Annotated in this window: 24 protein-coding genes; 20 read left to right on the forward strand and 4 right to left on the reverse strand. The window is 60.5% G+C overall.

Annotated features, from left to right (window positions below; all coding sequences use genetic code 11):
- The first annotated feature begins 18 nt into the window (after positions 1-18).
- From TERRO_RS09080 to pnp, 17 genes are all read left to right on the forward strand, one after another.
- The gene (locus tag TERRO_RS09080; RefSeq protein ID WP_014785704.1) at positions 19-945 is read left to right on the forward strand and encodes a sigma-70 family RNA polymerase sigma factor; all 927 of its coding nucleotides are present in this window, start codon (positions 19-21) and stop codon (positions 943-945) included.
- Complete coding sequence (locus TERRO_RS09085) at positions 935-1,852, forward strand: flagellar motor switch protein FliM (RefSeq protein WP_014785705.1); 918 nt, start codon at positions 935-937, stop codon at positions 1,850-1,852. The genes TERRO_RS09080 and TERRO_RS09085 overlap by 11 nt, the downstream gene beginning before the upstream one ends.
- The gene (locus tag TERRO_RS09090) at positions 1,849-2,166 is read left to right on the forward strand and encodes a FliM/FliN family flagellar motor switch protein (RefSeq protein WP_014785706.1); all 318 of its coding nucleotides are present in this window, start codon (positions 1,849-1,851) and stop codon (positions 2,164-2,166) included. Before TERRO_RS09085 ends, TERRO_RS09090 begins: the two co-directional genes overlap by 4 nt.
- A gap of 202 nt (positions 2,167-2,368) precedes the next feature.
- Entirely contained in the window at positions 2,369-3,127 is a 759-nt protein-coding gene (locus TERRO_RS09095) for a flagellar hook-basal body protein (protein WP_014785707.1), read from the forward strand.
- A 21-nt stretch (positions 3,128-3,148) separates the two neighbouring features.
- Positions 3,149-3,937: a flagellar basal-body rod protein FlgG gene (gene flgG / locus TERRO_RS09100; protein ID WP_014785708.1), complete on the forward strand. Its 789-nt coding sequence runs from the start codon at positions 3,149-3,151 to the stop codon at positions 3,935-3,937.
- Positions 3,937-4,494: a hypothetical protein gene (locus tag TERRO_RS09105; protein ID WP_014785709.1), complete on the forward strand. Its 558-nt coding sequence runs from the start codon at positions 3,937-3,939 to the stop codon at positions 4,492-4,494. The genes flgG and TERRO_RS09105 overlap by 1 nt, the downstream gene beginning before the upstream one ends.
- 17 nt (positions 4,495-4,511) lie before the next feature.
- A complete protein-coding gene (locus TERRO_RS09110; RefSeq protein WP_157178302.1) occupies positions 4,512-5,282 on the forward strand; it encodes a flagellar basal body L-ring protein FlgH in 771 nt (256 codons plus the stop codon).
- Between the two features lie 60 nt (positions 5,283-5,342).
- Complete coding sequence (locus tag TERRO_RS09115) at positions 5,343-6,491, forward strand: flagellar basal body P-ring protein FlgI (protein ID WP_245536265.1); 1,149 nt, start codon at positions 5,343-5,345, stop codon at positions 6,489-6,491.
- On the forward strand, positions 6,491-6,859 hold the full coding sequence (locus TERRO_RS09120) for a hypothetical protein (protein WP_014785712.1): 369 nt from the start codon (positions 6,491-6,493) through the stop codon (positions 6,857-6,859). Before TERRO_RS09115 ends, TERRO_RS09120 begins: the two co-directional genes overlap by 1 nt.
- A 2-nt stretch (positions 6,860-6,861) precedes the next feature.
- Complete coding sequence (gene flgM / locus TERRO_RS09125; protein ID WP_014785713.1) at positions 6,862-7,161, forward strand: flagellar biosynthesis anti-sigma factor FlgM; 300 nt, start codon at positions 6,862-6,864, stop codon at positions 7,159-7,161.
- A gap of 4 nt (positions 7,162-7,165) precedes the next feature.
- The gene (locus TERRO_RS09130; protein ID WP_014785714.1) at positions 7,166-7,411 is read left to right on the forward strand and encodes a hypothetical protein; all 246 of its coding nucleotides are present in this window, start codon (positions 7,166-7,168) and stop codon (positions 7,409-7,411) included.
- A 14-nt stretch (positions 7,412-7,425) separates the two neighbouring features.
- Positions 7,426-8,769, forward strand: coding sequence for a flagellar hook-associated protein FlgK (flgK, locus tag TERRO_RS09135; protein ID WP_052313304.1), 1,344 nt, complete (start codon positions 7,426-7,428; stop codon positions 8,767-8,769).
- A gap of 16 nt (positions 8,770-8,785) precedes the next feature.
- On the forward strand, positions 8,786-9,667 hold the full coding sequence (locus tag TERRO_RS09140; protein WP_014785716.1) for a flagellin N-terminal helical domain-containing protein: 882 nt from the start codon (positions 8,786-8,788) through the stop codon (positions 9,665-9,667).
- A 39-nt stretch (positions 9,668-9,706) separates the two neighbouring features.
- Positions 9,707-9,940: a hypothetical protein gene (locus tag TERRO_RS22640; protein ID WP_086011964.1), complete on the forward strand. Its 234-nt coding sequence runs from the start codon at positions 9,707-9,709 to the stop codon at positions 9,938-9,940.
- Positions 9,933-11,129 carry an endo-1,4-beta-xylanase gene (locus TERRO_RS09145; protein ID WP_157178303.1) on the forward strand — a complete coding sequence of 399 codons (1,197 nt, stop codon included), beginning with the start codon at positions 9,933-9,935 and terminating at the stop codon, positions 11,127-11,129. The genes TERRO_RS22640 and TERRO_RS09145 overlap by 8 nt, the downstream gene beginning before the upstream one ends.
- Before the next feature lie 172 nt (positions 11,130-11,301).
- Complete coding sequence (rpsO, locus tag TERRO_RS09150; RefSeq protein ID WP_041593187.1) at positions 11,302-11,568, forward strand: 30S ribosomal protein S15; 267 nt, start codon at positions 11,302-11,304, stop codon at positions 11,566-11,568.
- A 305-nt stretch (positions 11,569-11,873) separates the two neighbouring features.
- Positions 11,874-14,318 (forward strand): polyribonucleotide nucleotidyltransferase, encoded by a 2,445-nt coding sequence (pnp, locus tag TERRO_RS09155; RefSeq protein WP_014785720.1) that lies wholly within the window; start codon positions 11,874-11,876, stop codon positions 14,316-14,318.
- 99 nt (positions 14,319-14,417) lie between these two features.
- Here pnp and TERRO_RS21975 read toward each other — a convergent pair whose 3' ends face one another.
- Positions 14,418-15,512: an acyltransferase family protein gene (locus tag TERRO_RS21975; protein WP_014785721.1), complete on the reverse strand. Its 1,095-nt coding sequence runs from the start codon at positions 15,510-15,512 to the stop codon at positions 14,418-14,420.
- Positions 15,513-15,730: 218 nt separating this feature from the next.
- Here TERRO_RS21975 and TERRO_RS09165 point away from each other — a divergent pair, with 218 nt between their 5' ends.
- Together TERRO_RS09165 and TERRO_RS09170 are read left to right on the forward strand one after the other, a co-directional pair.
- Positions 15,731-16,141, forward strand: a complete 411-nt coding sequence (locus tag TERRO_RS09165; protein ID WP_014785722.1) for a hypothetical protein — start codon at positions 15,731-15,733, stop codon at positions 16,139-16,141.
- 33 nt (positions 16,142-16,174) lie between these two features.
- Positions 16,175-16,927 carry a dienelactone hydrolase family protein gene (locus tag TERRO_RS09170; RefSeq protein ID WP_014785723.1) on the forward strand — a complete coding sequence of 251 codons (753 nt, stop codon included), beginning with the start codon at positions 16,175-16,177 and terminating at the stop codon, positions 16,925-16,927.
- A 3-nt stretch (positions 16,928-16,930) separates the two neighbouring features.
- On the opposite strand, the gene TERRO_RS09175 is transcribed toward TERRO_RS09170, so the two are convergent.
- Genes TERRO_RS09175 through TERRO_RS09185 form a run of 3 tightly spaced genes read right to left on the reverse strand, consistent with a single transcriptional unit; the run spans position 16,931 to position 19,495 of the window.
- Positions 16,931-17,884 (reverse strand): TIGR01777 family oxidoreductase, encoded by a 954-nt coding sequence (locus TERRO_RS09175; RefSeq protein WP_014785724.1) that lies wholly within the window; start codon positions 17,882-17,884, stop codon positions 16,931-16,933.
- Positions 17,885-18,712: an ABC transporter ATP-binding protein gene (locus tag TERRO_RS09180; protein WP_014785725.1), complete on the reverse strand. Its 828-nt coding sequence runs from the start codon at positions 18,710-18,712 to the stop codon at positions 17,885-17,887.
- A gap of 3 nt (positions 18,713-18,715) precedes the next feature.
- Positions 18,716-19,495 carry an MlaE family ABC transporter permease gene (locus tag TERRO_RS09185; RefSeq protein ID WP_014785726.1) on the reverse strand — a complete coding sequence of 260 codons (780 nt, stop codon included), beginning with the start codon at positions 19,493-19,495 and terminating at the stop codon, positions 18,716-18,718.
- Between the two features lie 140 nt (positions 19,496-19,635).
- Between TERRO_RS09185 and TERRO_RS09190 the strand changes: the two genes are divergently transcribed.
- Complete coding sequence (locus tag TERRO_RS09190; protein WP_014785727.1) at positions 19,636-20,703, forward strand: zinc-dependent alcohol dehydrogenase; 1,068 nt, start codon at positions 19,636-19,638, stop codon at positions 20,701-20,703.
- Positions 20,704-20,711: the final 8 nt, after the last annotated feature.

A 20,711-nucleotide genomic window follows, 5' to 3' on the forward strand; every position in this document is an offset into this window, starting at 1 on the left:
ACCGAAGTGGGAGAGACGATGGCGACCTTAGGCACAGGGAAGAACAGCATGGTCGATTACAACAGTGAGTTTATGTCTGCTTCTGAAATGCCACTCACGATGCTCGGTAAGACGGGTGCAGCCGTATTTAGCAGCAGCCCGGACTGCAACATCTATGGTCACACTCTTGAAGATGACAGTACAGCGATCGGTCCGGGGGAACGGGATCGACTACTGTTGGAGCATCTGCCTACCGTTCGCTTTGTGGCCCGTCGCATCCATGAGCGACTGCCACAGCACGTGGATATGGAAGACCTTGTGTCGGCCGGCATTGTCGGGCTCATCGATGCGTTCTCGAAGTTTGACCACGGAAAGCAGGTGCAGTTCAAAAGCTATGCGCAGTTCCGCATCCGCGGCGCCATTCTCGATTCACTCCGCACGTTGGATTGGAGCCCGCGCGAACTACGGCGCAAGGGCCGTGCAATGGAAGAAACGGTGCGGACCATGACACAGCAGCTTGGCAGATCTCCTACGGAGCAAGAAATTGCTGCGGGCATGGAGATGAGCCTGAACGAGTACCAGCAACTGCTGGGGGAATTGAGGGGTTTGGAGATTGGGAGCCTCAATCTCGAACGCAATGAAGACGGCGGTGATGAGGAACTCTCCTATCTACCGGGTTCTGAGACCGATGAGCCACTCTTTCAGTGCCTGAAGGGTGAGCTTCGCCAACACCTCATCGATGCGATTGAAACGCTGCCGGAGAAGGAGCGCCTGGTCTTGACTCTTTACTACTACGAGGAGCTAACGATGAAAGAGATTGGCCTGACGTTAGGCGTGGTGGAGTCGCGTGTGTCTCAGATCCATTCCGCGGCTGTCGTAAAACTCCGCGTGGCAATGGCTGACCTGGGCGCACACAAGGCCGGCACAAAGCGGAACGCCTCGGTGAAAGGAATGCATGCCCGCTGAACTTGTGCAGCTAGCAGGGGAGAAGCGGGCCTTCAACTTCAGCCGTGCAGGGCTTGTCGGGAATGACCAGATGCGCACGCTGCGCACGGTGGACGAGCAGTTCGCTCGGAACCTGACGCATACGCTGGGTGCCTGGATGCGAACTAACATCACGATCGCACCGCAGCCCGCTGAGCAGACCGTCTTCAGTCAATTCATGGAGAAGACCGCAGCGGAATGTCATGTGGTTCCACTCCGGGTCGAGCCACTGCAGGTGCGTGGTGCGATGTCGCTCGATCTGCAGCTGGCACCATCGATCATCGACCTGTTGCTGGGTGGTAGTGGTCGTACCAGCGGGTTGGCGCGCGAATTGACGGAAATCGAAGAGGCCGTTCTTGGTTCGGTGCTGGAGATCGTGTCGAGGGAATGGAACGCCGCATGGAGCACGCTTGGCATGGAGTTCATCCCGCAACCGCGTGAGCGTGACAGCGCTGGTCAGCGCATGATGCCGCTGCAGGAGAAGGTGTTCTTCTGCAGGTTCCAGGTGTCTCTAGCCGAGCTCACGGGTGAACTGCTGTTCTGTATGCCGTCCTCTGCATTAACGTCCACGCTAAAAGCCGTATCGCATCGCCGGGAAAGGCAGCGGCAACGTACCGCCGAGGAGCGAGGACGCATGTTGCAGCGGCTGGGTGCAGCCGGACTGCGGGCACAGCTTCACTTTCCAGCGATGCGTCTTCACGCAGAGGAACTGCGCTCTTTGAAGGTGGGAGCGTTGTTGTGTTTGCCGCTATTACGCGGTGTTTCTGCTGAGATACGCGTGGGTGGTGTTGCTGTATTTCGTGCGCTTCCTGTGCGTGCGGGGGAGCATCGTGCTGCTCAGATTGAGCATGCGCTGGAGTTGATCTCTGTTGAGGAGCATGCGGCATGAGCGGGAACTTAGAGAGTGTGGGCGCAGTGGTGGATGAGGTTGCTGCGGTTGGGAATGATGCTTTGCTGGATATTGAGCTGGAGGCGAGGATCCAGTTTGGTTCGCGTGAGATGTTGTTGTCGGAATTGATGGAATTGAATGCCGGCGATGTTGTTGAACTGGATCGACTTATCTCGGATCCGGTGGATCTGCTGGTGGGGGATCGCATTGTTGCTCGTGGTGAGGTGGTGGTTGTGGGCGGGAACTTTGGTCAGCAGGTGACCGAGGTGGTCGCCCCAAAGCCGCGGCTTGAGAGTGTTCGGTGTCTGCTTTAGGCGGCTTCATTTTTTGCGTTGTTTGTCGCGAATCTTTTGGAGAGTTGTTTTTGGGGCAGAACCCCTGTATTTGCTGCGCATTTGTGTATGCATTGAGTCGTTTCGTGCATTTTTGAATCGATTCATAACGCATGTTTTGTCGTTAATTGCTTCTTAGATTCGTGGGCGCTGGGTTGGCGATCTTCTTGCCTGTAGTCCCGGCATGGATAGCGGACTTTACGCGGCTTATACGGGACTGCTGGCGCGCACGCAGGCGCTTGATACCGCTGCGAACAATCTTGCCAACAGCAACACGAACGGCTTCCGCGCGCAGCAGGATTACTTTCGTGGTGTGATGGCGGGTCTGGCCGGCGAAACGGTTACCGATGACAGCGGTGTGGGCGCTGCGGTGAACCAGTTCGGCATCCTGGGTGGTACTCGGCTGGATGTGAGCCAGGGACAGATCAACTCCACCGGCAATCCGCTGGACCTTGCTTTGAATGGCAGCGGCTTCTTCGAAGTGAAGACGGCGCATGGGACGCAGCTTACGCGGGACGGAGCGTTTCTTCGGTCGGGGGACGGAACGCTTACGACGCAGCATGGCGAGCCGGTGCTGGATGCGAGCGGCGCTGCGATTGTGTTGCCGACGGGGTCGGTGCATGTGGGCGACAACGGAGACATCTCGGTGAGTACGCCTGATGGTGGCAGCGGGATTGTGGGCCGGCTTGCGATCGTGAACTATGCCACGGAGGACCTGGGGGCGGCGGGAACGAACCACTTCGTGGTGCGTGATGGAGCCAAGGCGACGAAGGCCGATGGGCAGGTGCAGGAGGGTGCGCTCGAAGGAGCGAACCAGGACACGGTTCACGGCACGATGCAATTGATGCTGGTGCAGCGGCAGGCCGAGATGATGCAGAAGGCGTTGAACGTCTTCCATAACGACTTCGACAAGACAGCGACGGAAGAACTCGGCCGCGTCTAGATCGTTCTTCAGGAGCAACAGATGATTCGCGCACTCTACACGGCAGCGAGCGGCATGAGCGCACAGCAGGCCAATCTGGACACGGTCGCCAATAACCTGGCGAACTCTTCGACGACAGGGTTCCGGCGGCGCAACCTCCAGTTCGAAGACATGATGTATCAGAACATGGTGATGCCGGGGGCTGCGCAGACGACGAGCACCACACAGGCGGGTCTGCAGATCGGGCTCGGAACGCATGCTGTTTCGACCGAGGTTGTGAATACGCAGGGCGACTTCAATCAGACCGGCAACCAGCTTGACCTTGCGATTAGTGGGGCCGGGTTCTTTCAGGTGACACGGCCGGACGGGACGACAGCGTACACGCGTGACGGCAGTTTCAAGCTCACCTCTGCGGGACAGATGGTGACGGCGAATGGTGAGCCACTTTCGCCCGCGATCACGATACCGACGAATGCCACGAGCATCAGTATCTCCCAGTATGGGGTGGTGACGGCGACGATCCCAGGGCAGACTGCGGCATCGACACTGGGCCAGATCCAGCTTGTGACCTTTCCAAATCCCGGCGGGCTGAACTCCATCGGCGGCAACCTTTTGACGGCGAGCGGTGCGAGTGGGAATGCGGTGGTCGATAACCCCGGCGGAGCCGCTGGCCTGGGCACGTTGCAGCAGGGATCGCTCGAGGCGAGCAACGTGGATGTGGTGGAGGAGTTCGTGCAGATGGTGCTCGCGCAGCGGGCGTATGAGAGTAACTCCAAGGTCATCAAGACGGCGGATGACATGTACTCGCAAGTGAACAACCTGGTGCGCTGATGCGTCGATCGCCGGTGGGACTGCTTTGGTGGGTTGCGTGGCTAGTGGCTGTCACGCATGCCTCGGCGCAGGGAGTGACGGCAACGAATGGATGTGCGTCCACGCCCGAGGCTGCCGTAGAGTCCGCGATGGGCAGGGGGCTGCCGATTGCGCCTGCCGAAGGCGAAGGATTTCGAGTGCAGGATGTGCAGGTGGACGCCGTTTTGCATCGGACCTGGGCGCGTGTGCGGCGATGTGACCGTGACGCGCCTTTGATCTTTATGCCTCTGAAAGCTGCGTTCAAAGCTGTTCTGCCGCCTGGTAAGTCGGAGTACGTTGCCGGCGTAGTCATGCCGGTGCTCTCCGAAGTGGTGGTGCATGCGGGCGATGTTGTGCGTGTGGTCTCGGCAAGCGACAGCGTGCGGATGGTCCTGGAGGCGACTGCGAATCAGCAGGGCGCTGTTGGCGACATGGTCGTGGTCACGCTGAAGAGGCGGATGAACCAAGCGGCAGATGAGCCGGATCACAGGATGCGTGGCACGGTGCTTGCCGACAAGAGTGTCGAGGTGAAGCTTTGACGGGCGGACAGAAGGCGATGAGCGCATACCGGTTCGGTTACATTGTCGTTGGGGTATCGCTGCTGGGGGCTGATGCGATGCAGGCCCAGGCGAAGGCGGTGACTGCTGCGTCCGCGACGAAGTCTGCGAAAGATCCGGCTGCGGGATCGCTGGATGACTATCTGCGGCGGGTGCGTGCGGAGTTCGCTGAGAACCGGCCGGAGGCCGGTGCGATCTGGACGGATGGCAGCCGGTTCGCACGCTTGAGCGCGGACGTGCGGGCGAGGCAGGTGCATGACCTGGTTTCTGTGGTGGTTTCCGAGGCCCTGGAGTCGTCGACGGATGGTGCGGTGAAGGGGAGTCGAAGTTCCTCCGCGAGCAGCGCGATCACTGCGTTGTTTCAGAAGTTGTCCGCGGCCAGCGCCGCGCAGAACCTGGTGAATATGAATGCGCAGTCCGCGTTGAATGCGCAGGGTCAGAGCGCGAACAGCAGCAGCCTGAGCACGACGCTGGGCGGCGAGGTGGTCGAGGTTCTACCGAATGGAATGCTGGTGATCGAGGCGGCGCGGCAGGTGGAGTTCAGCCAACAGACGCAGACGGTCGTGCTGCGCGGGCTGGTGAGGCCGGAGGATATCTCGCAGTCGAACCGCGTGCTGTCGACCGCGATCAGCGACCTTACGTTGCAGGTGCGTGGGCATGGGATTGTTTCGGACTACACACACCGGCCGAATGTGCTGGTTCGGTTATTGCAGCGGGCTTTGATCTTTTCATTCTTCGGGGGCGCGCTAGTTCGGTTGATTGATTCCTAAGCGCTTCTTACTTTCTGCCGTGATCCGTGGCCAGACGATTGCACTGCCTTGGTATTGAGGATGGAAGCCTTCGTCATGCTGATTGTGCTGAGAGACCGCCGCATTCGTTTCGCGCTGGGTTTGCTGCTGCTGTTTGTGGCGGAGGTGGCCTTGCTTGCCGATACGGTACCTGCGCAGCGGCAGGCGCGAATCAAGGATATTGCCACCATTGAAGGTATTCGTGAGAACCAGTTGGTGGGCTATGGGATTGTTGTTGGGTTGAACGGCAGCGGTGATAGCCAGCAAACGGCATTTCCAGTGCAGACGCTGGCAGCGACGCTATTGCGTATGGGGGTGAGTGTGCCGACGAGTGCGATCCGTGTGCAGAACATGGCGGCAGTGTTTATCTCTGCAGCGCTGCCGGCGTTTGCGCGCTCGGGGACGAGGGTGGATCTCACGGTCTCATCGGCGGGTGATGCCCGGAGCCTGGAGGGTGGGCTGCTGCTGATGACTCCGCTGTATGGCACGGATGGCAGGATCTATGCGGAGGCGCAGGGGCCATTGGTGCTTGGCGGGTATTCGGTCAGTGCGAATGGCAACAGCAAGAGTGTGAATCATCCGACGACGGCCCGCATTCCGATGGGTGGATCGGTGGAGCGTGGTGTGCCGCTGGATCTGGCGGGACGGACGACCTTCAACATCCTGCTGCAAGATGCGGACTTTCGGAGTGCGCGGTCGATGGCGGATGCGATCAACAAAGAGTTGGGTCGACCAGCCGCGCATGCGAGTAACAGCCGCAGTGTGGAACTGCAGGTGAAGGCGGGCGAAGATGTGCCGGAGCTGCTGTCTCGTGTAGAGGGTGTTGAGGTGACGCTGTCGCCGAAGGCGAAGGTCGTGGTGAATGAGCGAACCGGCACCGTGGTGATCGGCGGCAATGTGGTGCTGCAGCCCGCTTCGATTCTGCATGGAGGCCTGGCGGTCAACATTGTGAGCGAGTTTGAGGTATCGCAGCCAAACGGGTTCTCAAACGGCTCGACGAAGGTGGTACAGCAGACGCAGGTCGACGCGAAAGAGAAGCCGGTGAACCGCATTGATCTGAAGAGCGGATCGACGGTGGAGGACCTGGTGCGGAGCCTGCAGATGATTGGCGCGACGGCACGTGACGTGATCTCTATCCTGCAGGCGATGAAATCTGCCGGTGCGGTTGAGGCAGAGATTGAGGTGCTGTGATGCTGACATCCTTGACGGCGGTGCCGGGCACTTCCGACGTTTCAGTGCAGGCGGACAATGCTGCGCGACATGCGAAGTTGATGCATGCTGCGCAACAATTTGAGGCCGTGATGCTGGGCGAGTTGATGAAGCCCCTGTCGAAGTCCTCTGCAGTTGACGGAGAGGAAGGCGAGCAGAGCGGTAACGCGATGCAGGGGTATGGCGTCGAGGCGATGGCGGGTGCGCTGGCGCAGTCTGGTGCGTTGGGATTTGCGCACCGGATGGTTGCGGCAGTGGAAGGACAGTACGAGAAAAGTATGTCCGAAAAAAATACAGTTCCGGCTCATGGTTCTGTGGATGCTGCCGATGATCCGATGGGAGGGAAGTAGAGATGACGATTACCAATGGGATCGCAGGTTCGCCGCTGCCGGCGGGAACGCAGATCGGCAAGGCCGAGCAGACGGTGGAGCAGCGCTCAAAGTTGAGCGACGTATCCGCGAAGACCGCCACCAACACACAGGATGCAGCGAGCCTGAGCGGTACCGGCAGTCTTCTGGCTGCGGCATCTGCCGACACGGACGATGTGCGCACCGACAAGGTGGAAGAGCTGAAGGCGGCCATCCACAATGGCACCTATAACGTTCCGGCTGCCGACGTTGCAGACAAACTGATCCGTAACATGCTGGGGTAGATGCGTGCTCGATCTGGTAAAGGCAGTCTCGGTGGCGCTGAGCAGGAATGATGCAGAGACGCTGGAGCAGCTTGCGTTGGAAGCGTGCGAGGGGCGCTACTGCATGACGGCGCTGCACCGTGACGAGCTTGCCCGTGCGACGCATGTGCTGACCGCGCAGATGAATGCGGCTTCGTGGCACCTTGAGCTTCGATCACGCATGTTGGGACAGGGCGGTACCAGTCGGAAGGCGATCGCATGGGATCTTTAAGCGCACTGCTTAGCATGTCGAAGAGCGCGCTGGCAGCGGACCAGGCGGCGTTGTCGGCGACGGCGGATAATATCAGCAATCAGAACACCGAGGGTTACACGCGCCGCAGTGTGAGTTGGAGCAGTGGCGATACGGTGAATGTGCGCGGCACGAGCACGACCACCGGCGTGACGGCGACCGTGGTGGCGCAGCGAGATCGCGTGTTGCAGAGAGCGGTGCAGACAGCGACGGAAGCTGCGAGTGCGAGCAGCACACGTGTGACATCGCTGAGCAGCCTGCAGTCCTTATTTGCGATTGGATCGACCGGCGAGGATGCATCGGGCATTGGTGCTGCTGTGAGTGACTTTTTCAATGCGGCGACGGCGCTTGCTTCTACTCCCACGGACGGTACCGCGCGGCAGACGATGTTGACGGCAGCGCAGACGCTGGCGAGTGCTATGAATCGCACGGCGGGCCAGATCTCGCTGCAGAGTTCCGCGTTGAACCAGACGATTACGAGTTCTGTGGCGCAGGCGAATTCGCTGGCGGCGACGGTGGCTTCGTTGAACCAGCAGATCAGCAGTGCGAGCGGTGGGACAAGTGTGGATTCGCTGGTGGACCAGCGCGACCTTGCGGTAACGCAGCTATCCAAACTGATCGACGTGAACAGTATTGCGAACAGCGACGGCAGTGTGGGGCTTGCATTGTCTGACGGCACGGCGCTGGTGACGGGATCGATTGCGCTGCCGCTGACGACGGGCGTTGCGAGTGGTGTGACGCAGATCTATGCTGCAACGTCTGCCGGTGGAGCGAATGTGACGGGGGCGATCCATGGCGGCAGCATTGGCGGTTCTCTGCAGGTTCGGGACAGCGATATGCCTGCCGTGATGGCGCAACTGGATACCCTGGCGGGCACTATTGCTGCCGCGGTGAACGCGCAGAATGCGCTGGGCACGGATGCCGCGGGAAATCCTGGTGGTGCGATCTTCAGTGGATCTACGGCGGCGACGCTGACGGTGGTTGCGACGAGTGCGAGCGCGATTGCAGCTTCTCCGGATGGGAGTAATGTGGCGGCGATCGGAGCGCTGCAGGATGCTGCTTCGATTGGGGGCAAGACGTTCTCCGGTGCGTTTTCTGAGATGGTTTCCGGACTGGGAACGACCGCGGCGGATGCGACGACCGGGCGTGCCACGGATGCGGCTGTGTTGACGCAGACGACGACGCAGATGGAGGCGGTGTCGGGAGTATCGCTGGATACGGAGGCTTTGAACCTGACGCAGTTTCAGCGGTCTTACGAGGCTGCTGCGAAGGTATTGGCGATTGTGAATGAGTTGATGGCGCAGGCGATCAACCTGGGCACGCAGACGACCGTGTCGTAAGTGAAGGGGCAGACCTATGCTGAGCAGCAACTCATCCTTGCAGTCGCTTCTGACGTCGCTGAGTGACATGAACGCGAGGCAGACGAAGATTTCGCAGGAGACGTCTTCGGGCGTGCGCCTTACGGCGTTGAGCGATGACGCGAGCGCGGCTGGGCAGGCCGTGACCATGGCGGATACCCTGCGCCGGGATGACGCGTTTGTTGCGACTGCGAACACGGTGGGGAGCCGGATGCAGGCTGCGGATACGGCACTGAGTTCCGTGGTGGCGCAGATGACTTCGGCGATCAGTACGGCGGTGGGTGCGCTGACGGATGGGACAACGGCGACGGCTCGCGCTACGGCCGCGCAGCAACTTGGATCGATTCGCGACAGTCTGGTGTCGCTGGCGAACAGCAGCTATTCGGGGAGCTACCTGTTCAGTGGCAGCGGGACGGTGGCGCCGTTTACCGAGGATGCGAGTGGCAATGTGACGTATGCCGGCGACGCCCAGACGACGTCCGTGACGTTGACGAGTGGGAGCAAGCTGCAGAGTTCACTTGCGGGGGCGTCGGTGTTCCTGGCTTCGGGAGCTTCAGTGTTTACGGCGCTGAATGATGCGATTGCAGCCTTGCAACCGAATGCCAGTGCGAATGCGGCTACGGTGACCGGGGCGTTGCGAAGCGCTTTGGACAATGTGACATCGCAACGGGCTGTGCTGAACACAGCGCAGGCGCGGCTTTCGAGTGAGAGTACTTATGTTTCGACGCAGAAGACGAATCTTACCGCGGATCAGACGACGCTGCTTTCGGCCGATACGGCGACGCTAGCGACGGAGCTTTCGGCGGTGACGACGCAGCGGTCTGCGCTGCTAAGCACGATTGGGATTGTGCAGAAGGGTAGCTTGTTCGACTACCTGTAGGGTTCGTGTGGGTGCGAGCGCATTCGGTACACTCGACGAGTGATCGGCGCGATTCAATTCCTTTGGAACAGCACACGTGGTTCGCGGCTTCGGCCGTGGCGGAGCCCCTATCTGCGCTGGCGCGTGGAGACGTATAGCGGCATGCATGCGGAGACGATTGGCGCGGGTGCGATGCTGCGTTTTCTTTGGGCGGAGAAGTGGCAGTTTCTGCGGTTTCTGCGGTGGACCGAGGAGATGCGGGCGGAGAGTAAGAGCGTCTCGCGGCATGGGTAGTGCGGACGGGATTGGTCGACGACGGTTTCTGGCGGCAGGTGCAGCGATGGTTGGGGCTGTGGTTTTGTCGGGTTGTGGGCCGCGGCGTGTGGGTGGTTCGCCTGCGCTGGCGGGCGTCGATGTTGGAGGGAAGGCGTCGCTGAAGGAGCATGCGGCGAATGCCCGGCTGCTATTTGGCTTTGCGGTGGATACTCGGCAACTGCGGGAGAATCGCCGGTATCGGGAAGTAGTCGAGCAGCAGGCTTCGATCATCGTGGCGGAGAATGCGATGAAGTGGCGGGCGCTGCGGCCGGCGGTGGATCGGTATGACTTTGAGGATGCCGATGGGCTGCTGACGTTCGCGGAGAAGAATCGCATCAAGCTGCGGGGGCATAACCTTTGCTGGCATGAGTCTTTGCCAGTGTGGTTCGATGCCGTGGCGAATCGGGGGAATGCGCACCGGTTGCTGGTGGATCACATTCGGACGGTGGCGGGGCGGTATGCGGGTCGCATGCACTCGTGGGATGTGGTGAATGAGGCGATCAACACTCGCGATGGGCGTGGGGATGGGTTGAGGAATTCGCCCTGGCTGCGGCTGGTGGGGACGGACTATATCGAGATTGCTTTCCGCACGGCTCGTGAGGCGGATCCTGCTGCTTTGCTGACCTATAACGAGTTTGGGTTGGAGCCGGAGACGGTGGAAGGTGCAGGGAAGCGCGCGGCTACGCTGCAGATGTTGCGGCGGTTGAAGCAGCGGAATGTGCCGATCGATGCCGTTGGGATCCAGTCGCATCTGGAGGCTGGTTCGCGGAGCGGCTATGGGCCGGAGCTGACGAAGTTTATGGCTGCGTGTCGCGAGATGGGACTTGAGATCTTTTTGTCGGAGATGGATGTCAGCGACCGGAATCTGCCGGTGAACACGGATAGCCGCGATGCGGTGGTGGCCGAGAGCTATCGGTCTTATTTGGAGATGACGCTTCAGGAGCGCAGGGTAACTGCGGTGCTGACCTGGGGTGTGGATGATGGTGGGACGTGGCTGACCGCGGGGGAACCGCGGAGGGATCAGTCGGCGCAACGGCCGCTACTGTTTGATAGCAGCTTCCAGGCGAAGCCGGCGTTTGCTGCAGTGCGTGAGGCGTTTGTTGGGCGGATGCGGCCGGGGTCGGGTGCGAGTGCGGCTCGTGTGCCTGCTTACTTGCCTCGCTTGTAGCGCTTGTCTATTTGCTGGATCTGACAAGTGCGGAAGTTGGAGCTACGTTTCAGAAGCGAGACGTAGGGCACCCGCTGTCTTGCAGGTCTCGACTTTGCTCCGTCTTCGCGATAAGTGGTATCCTGTCTCGTAGACCAAATTGGATTTTCGGAATCAGGAGTACCGCAAGACAGTGTTGGCAACAGCGAAAAAGAACGACATCATCACGAAGTATCGTACGCACGATACCGATACCGGCAGCCCTGAAGTACAGATTGCGATCCTTAGCGAGCGCATCGGTCAGCTTACCGACCACTTCAAGACTCACAAGAAGGACCACGGCTCGCGCCGCGGCCTGCTTATGCTTGTTTCCAAGCGCCGCAGCCTGTTGGACTACCTGAAGAAGAATGATTCCGACCGTTACCGCGACGTTATCGGTAAGCTCGGCATCCGTAAGTAGTTTTCTTTTCCAGGCATATCCAATCAGGGGCGAGGGCCGCATCGAGATGCTGCGCACGCAGACTTCCGTTACGCCGGGGCAGAGATGCCTCGGCCTCACCTCCACACTGTGGAGCGTGAAAGGTTGACTGTGGCGTATCGCCTTCGGCCTCGCTGCCTCCTGGTTCGTTCCGGGCCTGGCCAATCCATTGACTTTATCGGCTCGCACCGCGTTCACCCCAGCGCAGAGCGGGCCCGCGCGCGTTCGCAGGCTTACTGTCGCGCCCACGACTTCCCATACAAAACCACAAAGAGAGAACACCCGCTATGAAGCAGGAAGTTTCCGTTGAACTTGCCGGTGGCAAGCGCATTACATTCGAGACCGGCCGCATTGCAAAGCAGGCCTCAGGCGCGGCGTTCACAAGCTGCGGCGACACCGTCATCCTGGCTACGGCCGTTGGCGCACCCGAGCCGAAAGAAGGCGTCGACTTTTTCCCGCTGACCGTTGAGTACCGCGAAACCACGTACGCCGGTGGCCGCATCCCCGGTGGCTTCATCAAGCGCGAAGGCCGCCCCAGCGAGAAGGAAATTCTCACCTGCCGCCAGATTGATCGCCCGATCCGCCCGCTGTTCCCGGAGACCTACCGCAACGAGACCCAGGTGGTCGCGTTCGTGTACTCCGCTGATAAGGAAAACGATCCGGATGTGGTCGCGATTAACGCAGCATCCTGCGCGATTGCCCTCTCTGATCTGCCCTTCGAAGGCCCCATCGGCGCTGTCCGTATTGGCCAGATCGACGGCGCCTTCATCGTGAACCCGACCTACGCTGAGCGCGCGAAGAGCACGCTCAACATCATGGTTGCCGGCACCAAGGACGGCATTGTGATGGTCGAGTCTGGCGCCAAGGGCGTCAGTGAAGAGACGGTCGTCGAAGCCATCGAGTTCGGGCACACGCAGGCCAAGCTGATCTGCGCAGCCATCATGGAGCTGGTTGGCCTTGCCGGCAAGCCCAAGCGCGCTACCAAGGCGCTTGAAGTGGACACTGCCTATGCCGAAAGCATCAAGATCCAGGTTGGCGACCGCCTGATCGATGCCGTCGACACGCAGAAGTACGACAAGATTGCGAGCTACGCCAAGATCAAGGAATTGAAGGATGAGCTGAAGAAGTCTCTTCCAGAGGGCAGCGATGCTGCCGCTTCGAAGAAGCTCGGCAAGTACTATGACAAGCTCCGCGAAGAGATCTTCCGTGAGCAGGTTCTAAAGGATCGCATCCGTCCCGATCGCCGCGCCTTCAACAAGGTTCGCGACATCGAGATTGAAGTTGGCATCCTGCCTCGCCCGCACGGCTCGGCACTCTTCCAGCGCGGTGAGACCCAGGCCATTGTGACCGCAACTCTGGGCACTGGCGACGATGCGCAGCGCATGGAGTCGTACGAGGGTGAGCAGAAGAAGCGCTTCATGCTTCACTACAACTTCCCGCCGTATTCCGTTGGTGAGGTTGGACGTATGAGCGGCACGGGTCGCCGCGAGATTGGCCACGGCGCGCTTGCGTACCGCGCGATCGAGGCTGTGCTTCCCGAGGATTCGCCCTACACTCTGCGCGTGGTTTCCGATATCACCGAGTCGAACGGATCGTCGTCGATGGCGTCTGTTTGCGGCGCTTCGCTGGCGCTGATGCATGCCGGTATCCCGCTGAAGGCGGCGGTTGCCGGTATTGCGATGGGCCTGGTTAAGGAAGGCGACGAGTACGCCATCCTGACCGACATTGCCGGTGCGGAAGATCACTACGGCGACATGGACTTCAAGGTGGCCGGTACGCGCGAAGGCATTACCGCGCTGCAGATGGACATCAAGATCATGGGCATCACGCCGCAGATCATGCGTGAGGCTCTGGCGCAGGCCAAGGAAGCTCGCCTGTTCCTGCTGGACAAGATGGACGCTGTGATCAGCGGTGCGCGTGAAGAGAAGTCACGCTACGCTCCGCAGATCAAGACGCTGCAGATTCCGACGGACAAGATTCGTGACCTGATTGGACCCGGCGGCAAGGTGATTCGTTCGATCATCGAGGCGACCCAGGTGAAGATCGATGTGGACGACACCGGCAAGGTGGACGTTTCGTCGAGCGATCCGGACGGCCTGGCACGCGCACTGCAGATGATCACCGATATCACGGCTGTTCCCGAGATCGGCAAGACGTACCTGGGCAAGGTGGTTCGCCTGGCAGAGTTCGGCGCATTCGTCGAAATCTTCCCGGGCACGGACGGCCTGCTGCACGTTTCCGAGATTGCAGAACATCGCGTGAAGGAAGTGAAGGACGAACTGCGCGAGGGCGATACGGTTCTGGTGAAGGTGCTCGGTATCGAGGGCAACCGCATCAAGCTGAGCCGCAAGGCAGTTCTGAAGGAGCAGCGCGCCAAGCTTGGCCTGCCTGATCCCGAGCCGCAGGCGGACGATCGCGGTGGCGATCGCCCGGCGGGTGGGGGCGACCGTGATCGCGGTCCCCGTCCTCCGCGTCCTGAGCGCACTGCTCCGGCACCGTCCGAAGAAACCATCACGCTTGAGGGCGGCGATGACTTCGAAGACGACGATGACATGGATGACGAAGAGGGCGACGAGGAGGGCGATGAGCCCGAGACGACGACCGAGGGTGGCGCGGCTCCAGCTGGTGGCGCTCCGCGTCCTGCTGGCGGTGCAAAGCGTCGCCGCCGTCGCGGTGGACGCCGTGGACCGGGTGCAGGTGGCCCGGCGGCCGGTGGCGCACCAAGCGCGTAACGGTACTTGCAAGAAACGTAAAGGGCCGCTGCGTAATGCAGCGGCCCTTTGTGTTTTTGATCTGCGTTAGGCCACGGAGGCGCGGAATTGTGCGGAGTGTTAATGCTTCGGCAAGACGTACTTGCGCAGCCTCTGTGCAGGCAGCTCGATGATGTAACGCGATAGAACGGCCAGCATGATGGTCGCTGCCAAGACCGTCACAAGGCGCATCAGATATGGCCCATTCTCATCGAGGAACAATTGATCGTGGTGCCGGTCCCAACTGATGTAGACATAGCCGTGAATCATGTAAAAGGCGTAACTGATGAGTCCCATGAAAGTGAGTGCGCGGCTGCGTGCCCATGCAAGCCATGAGGCGTTGGTGTGACTGACAATATGCGCGACAACGCTCAAGGCGATCAGGGTTAGACCTGTTTGCGACATCGCAGCGAAATAGGCTGCATGCGCGGCGCGAAGTGAAGTCATCTCCGGCAGGAGCAGCAGAACACCGATGAAGAAGCAGGCCGCCATCATGCTGTTTTCTTTTAGGGACGCACCTTGCGGCGATCCGCGTCGCGTCCACCAGCATGCGAGCAGTGCTCCTCCGGCGAGTCCATCGCAGCGCAGAGGCGTGAGGCCATAGTTATGGTGTCCGAAGTGGGCGGCGACGAGGCGAAGCAGGATGCAGGCAATGACAATGCCAAGGGCCGTCTTCTGCAGGTGGTCAATTTTGCGACGTCGGACCACCGTCGGCCACAGGATGTAGAACTGTTCCTCGATTGCCAGCGTCCAGAACGGTCCAAGGGCCACCACGTGAAACGAAGCAGAGAGGTTAGCGATAAAGAGTAAGGCGAGGACGACATACTTCCAAGATGCCGGGTATGTCATCAGGAGAAAGGCAAGGCAGGCGACGTACAGCGGAAAGATTCTCAGCGCCCGCTTCCAATAGAAGTCCTTGTAGTAGCGCTTGCTTTCACGCTCTCCGATCAGGATGTTCGTGATGAGGAAACCCGACAGGACAAAGAAAAGATCGACACCGCCGTAAGCCAGACTGGTGAGGCTATACATGGTCTTGATGAGGAAAGTGCCATGCGTCGGCGTGATCGAGACATAGGACAGGTGATGAAAGAAGACCAAGAGAGCGGCGATGCCGCGCAGTCCATCTAGTTCAAGAATGTGTGGCAGTCGAGGTCGTGGCACAGGTTGCGGGGACAATTGTTCTCCTGGAAAGCGTCCACGAGAGTCAGCGACGGAATGCGCTTGAATCAATCGGTGGGTCATCCGTGATTCAAAGTTTGCTTGGCGATACGGTATTGTAGCCCGGGCATTGCCGCCGCGGCGGCTGCGACACGGAGTGCACGATAGGCAGGACTGGGAAGAAGAGGACGTCCGTAACTCGTCGTCTTTCGCATAGCGTTACACTAGGCGCGAAGATGTCTGCTTCCATGTACATCGTTGTTCAGGGTGAAGATCCCGGCTTTGACACATTTGTGAATGGCCGGGCACTGGTGCGTAATGAAGACGCTCTGGAACGGCTGGCGATTCGGCTGGGCGTTCGACCGCTGATTGATTTCTTCTCCGCGGATGAGAATTCGATGTCGCTGCTGATCGAAGAGGGCGCGGGGAATCCCGAGTTGCTGGAGAAGCTGCCGCCACCGCAGTGGTTTGCCGGCGACGATGGGCTGGCCACGGTGCGTCCGCTGCTGCAGGCGCTGCGAGAGGATCCTTCGCAGTTAGGGAGTGAAGGTGAGTACCTGCGCGAGGAGCTTGAGGAGTATGAAGTGGTGCTGCAGAAGACGGCCGATCGCTGTCTTCGGTGGCATCTGGCTGTTAGCTGGCGTTAGTTCGCTGTTCACCTAAGTAGTTAGGAGTTTGCTTTGATCCTTGCACCGCATGAGTTTGTTACGCTGGATACGCCTTACGGCCCAATGCGCACACACATTGTTCGTCCTGCTGCGCCGGGGAAGTATCCCGGGCTGGTGTTCTATTCGGAGATCTTCCAGATCACGGAGCCGATTCGCCGGACGGCAGCGTTGCTGGCGGGGCATGGGTATGTTGTGGCGATGCCCGAGATTTATCACGAGTTCCTTCCGGCGGGTGAGGTGCTTGCGTATGACCAGGCGGGATCGGATGTCGGGAACAAGTACAAGTATGAGAAGGAACTGGCCAGCTATGACGCGGATACGCGTGCGGTGCTGGACCATCTGAAGTCACGCGAGGACTGTACCGGACAGCTTGGTGCGATTGGCATCTGCCTGGGTGGACATCTGTCATTCCGTGCGGCGATGGAGCCGGATGTGCGTGCGACGGTCTGCTTTTACGGCACGGACATCCATAAGGGTTCGCTGGGCAAGGGGCAGAGCGATGATTCGCTGGCGCGTGCGGCGGAGATCAAGGGCGAGTTGCTGATGATTTGGGGCCGCCAGGATCCGCACATTCCTCTGGAGGGCCGGCGGATCGTGCTGGCTCGGCTGGACGAGTTGAATCTGCGGTTCGCGTGGCACGAGGTGAACGGCGCACACGCGTTCATGCGGGATGAAGGCGCTCGCTATGATCCGGAGCTGGCGATGCATCTGTATCGGGAGACGCTGGATCTGTTCCACCGCAGCCTGGGTGCGGGCGACCGCTGAGTCTTAGCCCTGAAGGTTTCGCCAGCGTCGCACGAGGTTCTGTGCGGCGCTTGGCCATTCCGGGAAGATGAATTCGAAGCCTGCCTGTTGCAGGACTGCCGGGAGGACGCGGCGGCTCTTCAGGATCAGTTCTGTTTCCGTGCGAAGGAAGACGGCTCCGACTTCAAGCATCCACTTGCTGGCGGGCAGGCCCATCTGCGTGCCGTTGGCCAGGCGGATAGCGCGCATGAAGTCCTGGTTGGGAATGGGGTTGGGCGCGCAGATGTTGACCGGTCCGCTGACCTCGTCATTTTCGATGAGGAACTGCGCGGCGCGGACGAAGTCCTGATCGTGAATCCATGACAGGTACTGCGTGCCGGGGCCCTGGGTGCCGCCCAGACCGTGGCGCACGAGTCCCAGGAGCACGTCGAAGACGCCGTCCTTGTCCGGGCTCATGACCATGGAGGTGCGGAGAGCGATCTTGCGGGTGGCTGGTGTTGGGATGGCTGTGAGTGCGGCCTCCCATTGCAGGCCGATGCCGACGGAGAAGCCCCATGTTTCAGGGACGCCCGGTTCGTTGCCACCGAGTTCGCCGGTGAATTCGTCCTGTGGCTTGTCGATTGAGTGGCGGTAGAGCGTCGCGGTTGAGGCGTTGAGCCACACCTTTGGTGGACACGCTGCGGCGGCGATCGCCTGGCCTACGGCGAGTGTGGTGAGGGTGCGGGATTCGAGAATTTCTTTGCGGTGCTGGGGTGTGTAGCGGCAGTTGACGGTGCGTCCACTGAGGTGGATGACCGCGTCTGCGCCGTCCATCTCGTGTGCCCATGCGCCCGGGTATTTGCCGTCCCAGGATGCGGTTCGCCATGGAGCGGGCTGGGGATGACGGGAGAGAACTACGACTTCGTCGCCGCGCTTTTGGAAGGCACGCGCGAGCATGGTGCCGACCTGACCACTGCCACCTGGGATGACGATCTTCATTTACTCAAGATAGCTCTTGATCCATGGGTCGTCGGAATGGGTGAGTTCGAGGGTGGTGCCGTCGAAGACGACCTTGCCTTCGTTGAGAATTACGAATTTGGTGTTTTCGTCGACGCCGCCGTCGGGAATGGGCTTGGCTGTGTTGCTCTCGGTGTCCCAGCGGCTGGTGGCGAGCAGGAAGGCGTCCTGCAGGCGATGCGTGATCATGAGCGACGTGGTGTGCGAGACGTCGCGCTGTTTCATGACGAGTTCGACGATGGTGGTCGAAGTGATTGGGTCGAGGCCACCAGTGGGGGAGTCGTAGAGGATCAGGTCAGGCTTGGTGATGATGGCGCGCGCGATGGAGACGCGTCGGCGCATGCCGCCGGAGAGCTCGGAGGGAAACTTCGCAATGGCCTGGCTGAGTTCGACGAACTGGAGAGCTTCCTCGACGCGCTTGTGCGATTCGTCGATGGAGACGCCTTCTTCGTTGAGACGGTAGGCGACGTTGTCCTCGACGTTCATGGAGTCGAAGAGGGCTGACTCCTGGAAGACCATGCCGACGCGGCGTCGCATCTGGAAGAGCTCGCGCTCGGACATTGTGGTGATCTCCTGCCCGAAGACCTTAATGCTGCCGCTGTCAGGCTTGATGAGGCCGTTGACGAGCTTCATCAGGACGCTCTTGCCGCCGCCGGCGGGGCCGAGGAGGACGCGGGTCTCGCCGGAATTAACGGTCAGGCTGACGCCGTTGAGCACGGGGTCGCGCTCGAAGACGATGCTGACGTCCTTCAGTTCGAGAACGGGTCCGTCGTAGTCTTGGGCGGCTTTGTCTTGCGTGTCTTCGGCCATGGGTTATCGCCCGAAGATGCCGATGGTGGCGCGGCTGATGAGGAAGTCGATGACGATGATGAAGACGGAGGAGACGACGACAGCCTGTGTGGTGGCTTTGCCGACGCCTTGGGTGCCGCCCTTGGTGTTCATGCCGAAGTAGCAGCCGACCGAGGCGATGATGAAGCCGAAGAAGATCGGCTTGGCCATGCCCTGGACTACGTCGCCGTAAAGCAACGCACGATAGCTGGTGCGCAGGTAGCTGTGGCCGTTGAGGCCGAGCATGAAGACACCGACGAGACCGCCGCCGAGCATACCGACGCCGTCCGAGAGGATCGTCAGCCAGAAGAGCATGAAGACGGTGGCGGTGATGCGGGGTGTGACGAGCTTGCGGATTGGGTCGACGCCGAGGGCGCGCATGGCGTCGATCTGCTCGGTGACCTTCATGGAGCCGAGTTCGCTGGCCATGCCGGAGGCGTTGCGGCCGGAGACCATGAGGCCTGTGAGGACGGGACCCAGCTCTTTCACCATCGACAGCGAGACCAGCGTGCCGGTCATACTGACGGCGCCAAACTGCTTCAAGGAGGAGACGGACTGGAGGGCCAGAACGCATCCGGTGAAGAAGCCGGCGAGGATCACGATGGGCAGCGAACCGATGCCGATGGAGTCCATTTGAGTGAAGATGTCCGCGAGATAGATAGGCGGCGTGAAGAGGGCAGCGACCGCGCGAGCGCACAGGAGGGAATAGTCCTGGACCGCGGTTAGCTTTTCCTTGACGAACTCCGTTGGCGATGCAAATTTCATCAGTGGTCGGATTGCCTGTCTTGTAGCGGGAAGTCCCTGTCAAAGTATCAGATGCAGGAAGGTGCTGCACCGTTTCGTTCGATTGCGTGTTGCGTGTTCTTGTAGGTTCCGTGGCGCTGCGGGTGAGAAAATAGAGCGTGATGTCCACGACCATGCAGGCAGTTGTACTCCACGGCAGGGAAGATCTTAGGCTGGAGACGGTCGCCGTACCGCAGCCGGGGCCGGGCGAGTTGCTGCTGCGCGTGGGTGCGGCGCTGACGTGCGGTACCGATCTGAAGGTGTATCGGCGCGGGTATCACGCGAAGATGCTGGTGCCACCGACGCTCTTTGGGCATGAGATCGCCGGGACGGTGATCGCGATGGGCGCGGATGTGGCTGGTTTCAAGCAGGGCGATCGCGTGGTCGCGCTGAACTCTGCGCCTTGTGGTGCGTGCCTGTTCTGCCGGCGGGATCAGCCGAACCTTTGCAGTGACCTCTTGTTCAACAACGGTGCTTATGCGGAGTACATTCGCATCCCGGCGCGGATTGTGGCGAAGAATACGCTGCACGTGCCGGAGGGTGTGCCGTTTCAGCATGCTGCCTTGACGGAGCCGCTGGCGTGCGTGGTGCATGGACTGGAGCAGTGCAAACCGCGGACGGGCGATACGGTGGTTGTGATCGGTGCGGGGCCTATCGGGCTGATGTTTTTGCGGACGGCGCAGATTGCGGGTTGCCGCGTGATTGCGGTGGTCAAGCGGGATGACCAGATCGCGAGTGCGAAGCGCTTTGGTGCGGATGAAGTGGTGCAGATTGCGGAGGGCGTGGATACTGTCGCCGCAGTGCGTGCCTTGACCGAGGACGGTGAGGGCGCGGACATTGTTGTTGAGTGCGTTGCGACGCCTGCGACCTGGGAGCAATCGGTGGAGATGGTTCGCAAGGGTGGTGTGGTGAACCTGTTTGGTGGGCCCCCGAGCGGGACCAGCGTCTCGTTCGATACGAACCGGCTGCACTATGGCGATATCACGCTGAAGGCGACCTTTCATCACACACCCGCTGCGTGCCGTCGCGCGTTTGAGTTGATTACGAGCGGACGGATGCATGCGGAGGACTTCATCACGGCAACCTCTGCACTGTCGGATGTGCCGGATGTCTTTCGGCGGATGCTGGTGCGGTCTGCGACGGGGACGCTGGACATCAAAACGGCGATCCTGCCCGAGGCGGCACAGTGAGTACCGCG

Origin of the sequence: Terriglobus roseus DSM 18391, assembly GCF_000265425.1 — a bacterium.
Taxonomy (GTDB): domain Bacteria; phylum Acidobacteriota; class Terriglobia; order Terriglobales; family Acidobacteriaceae; genus Terriglobus; species Terriglobus roseus.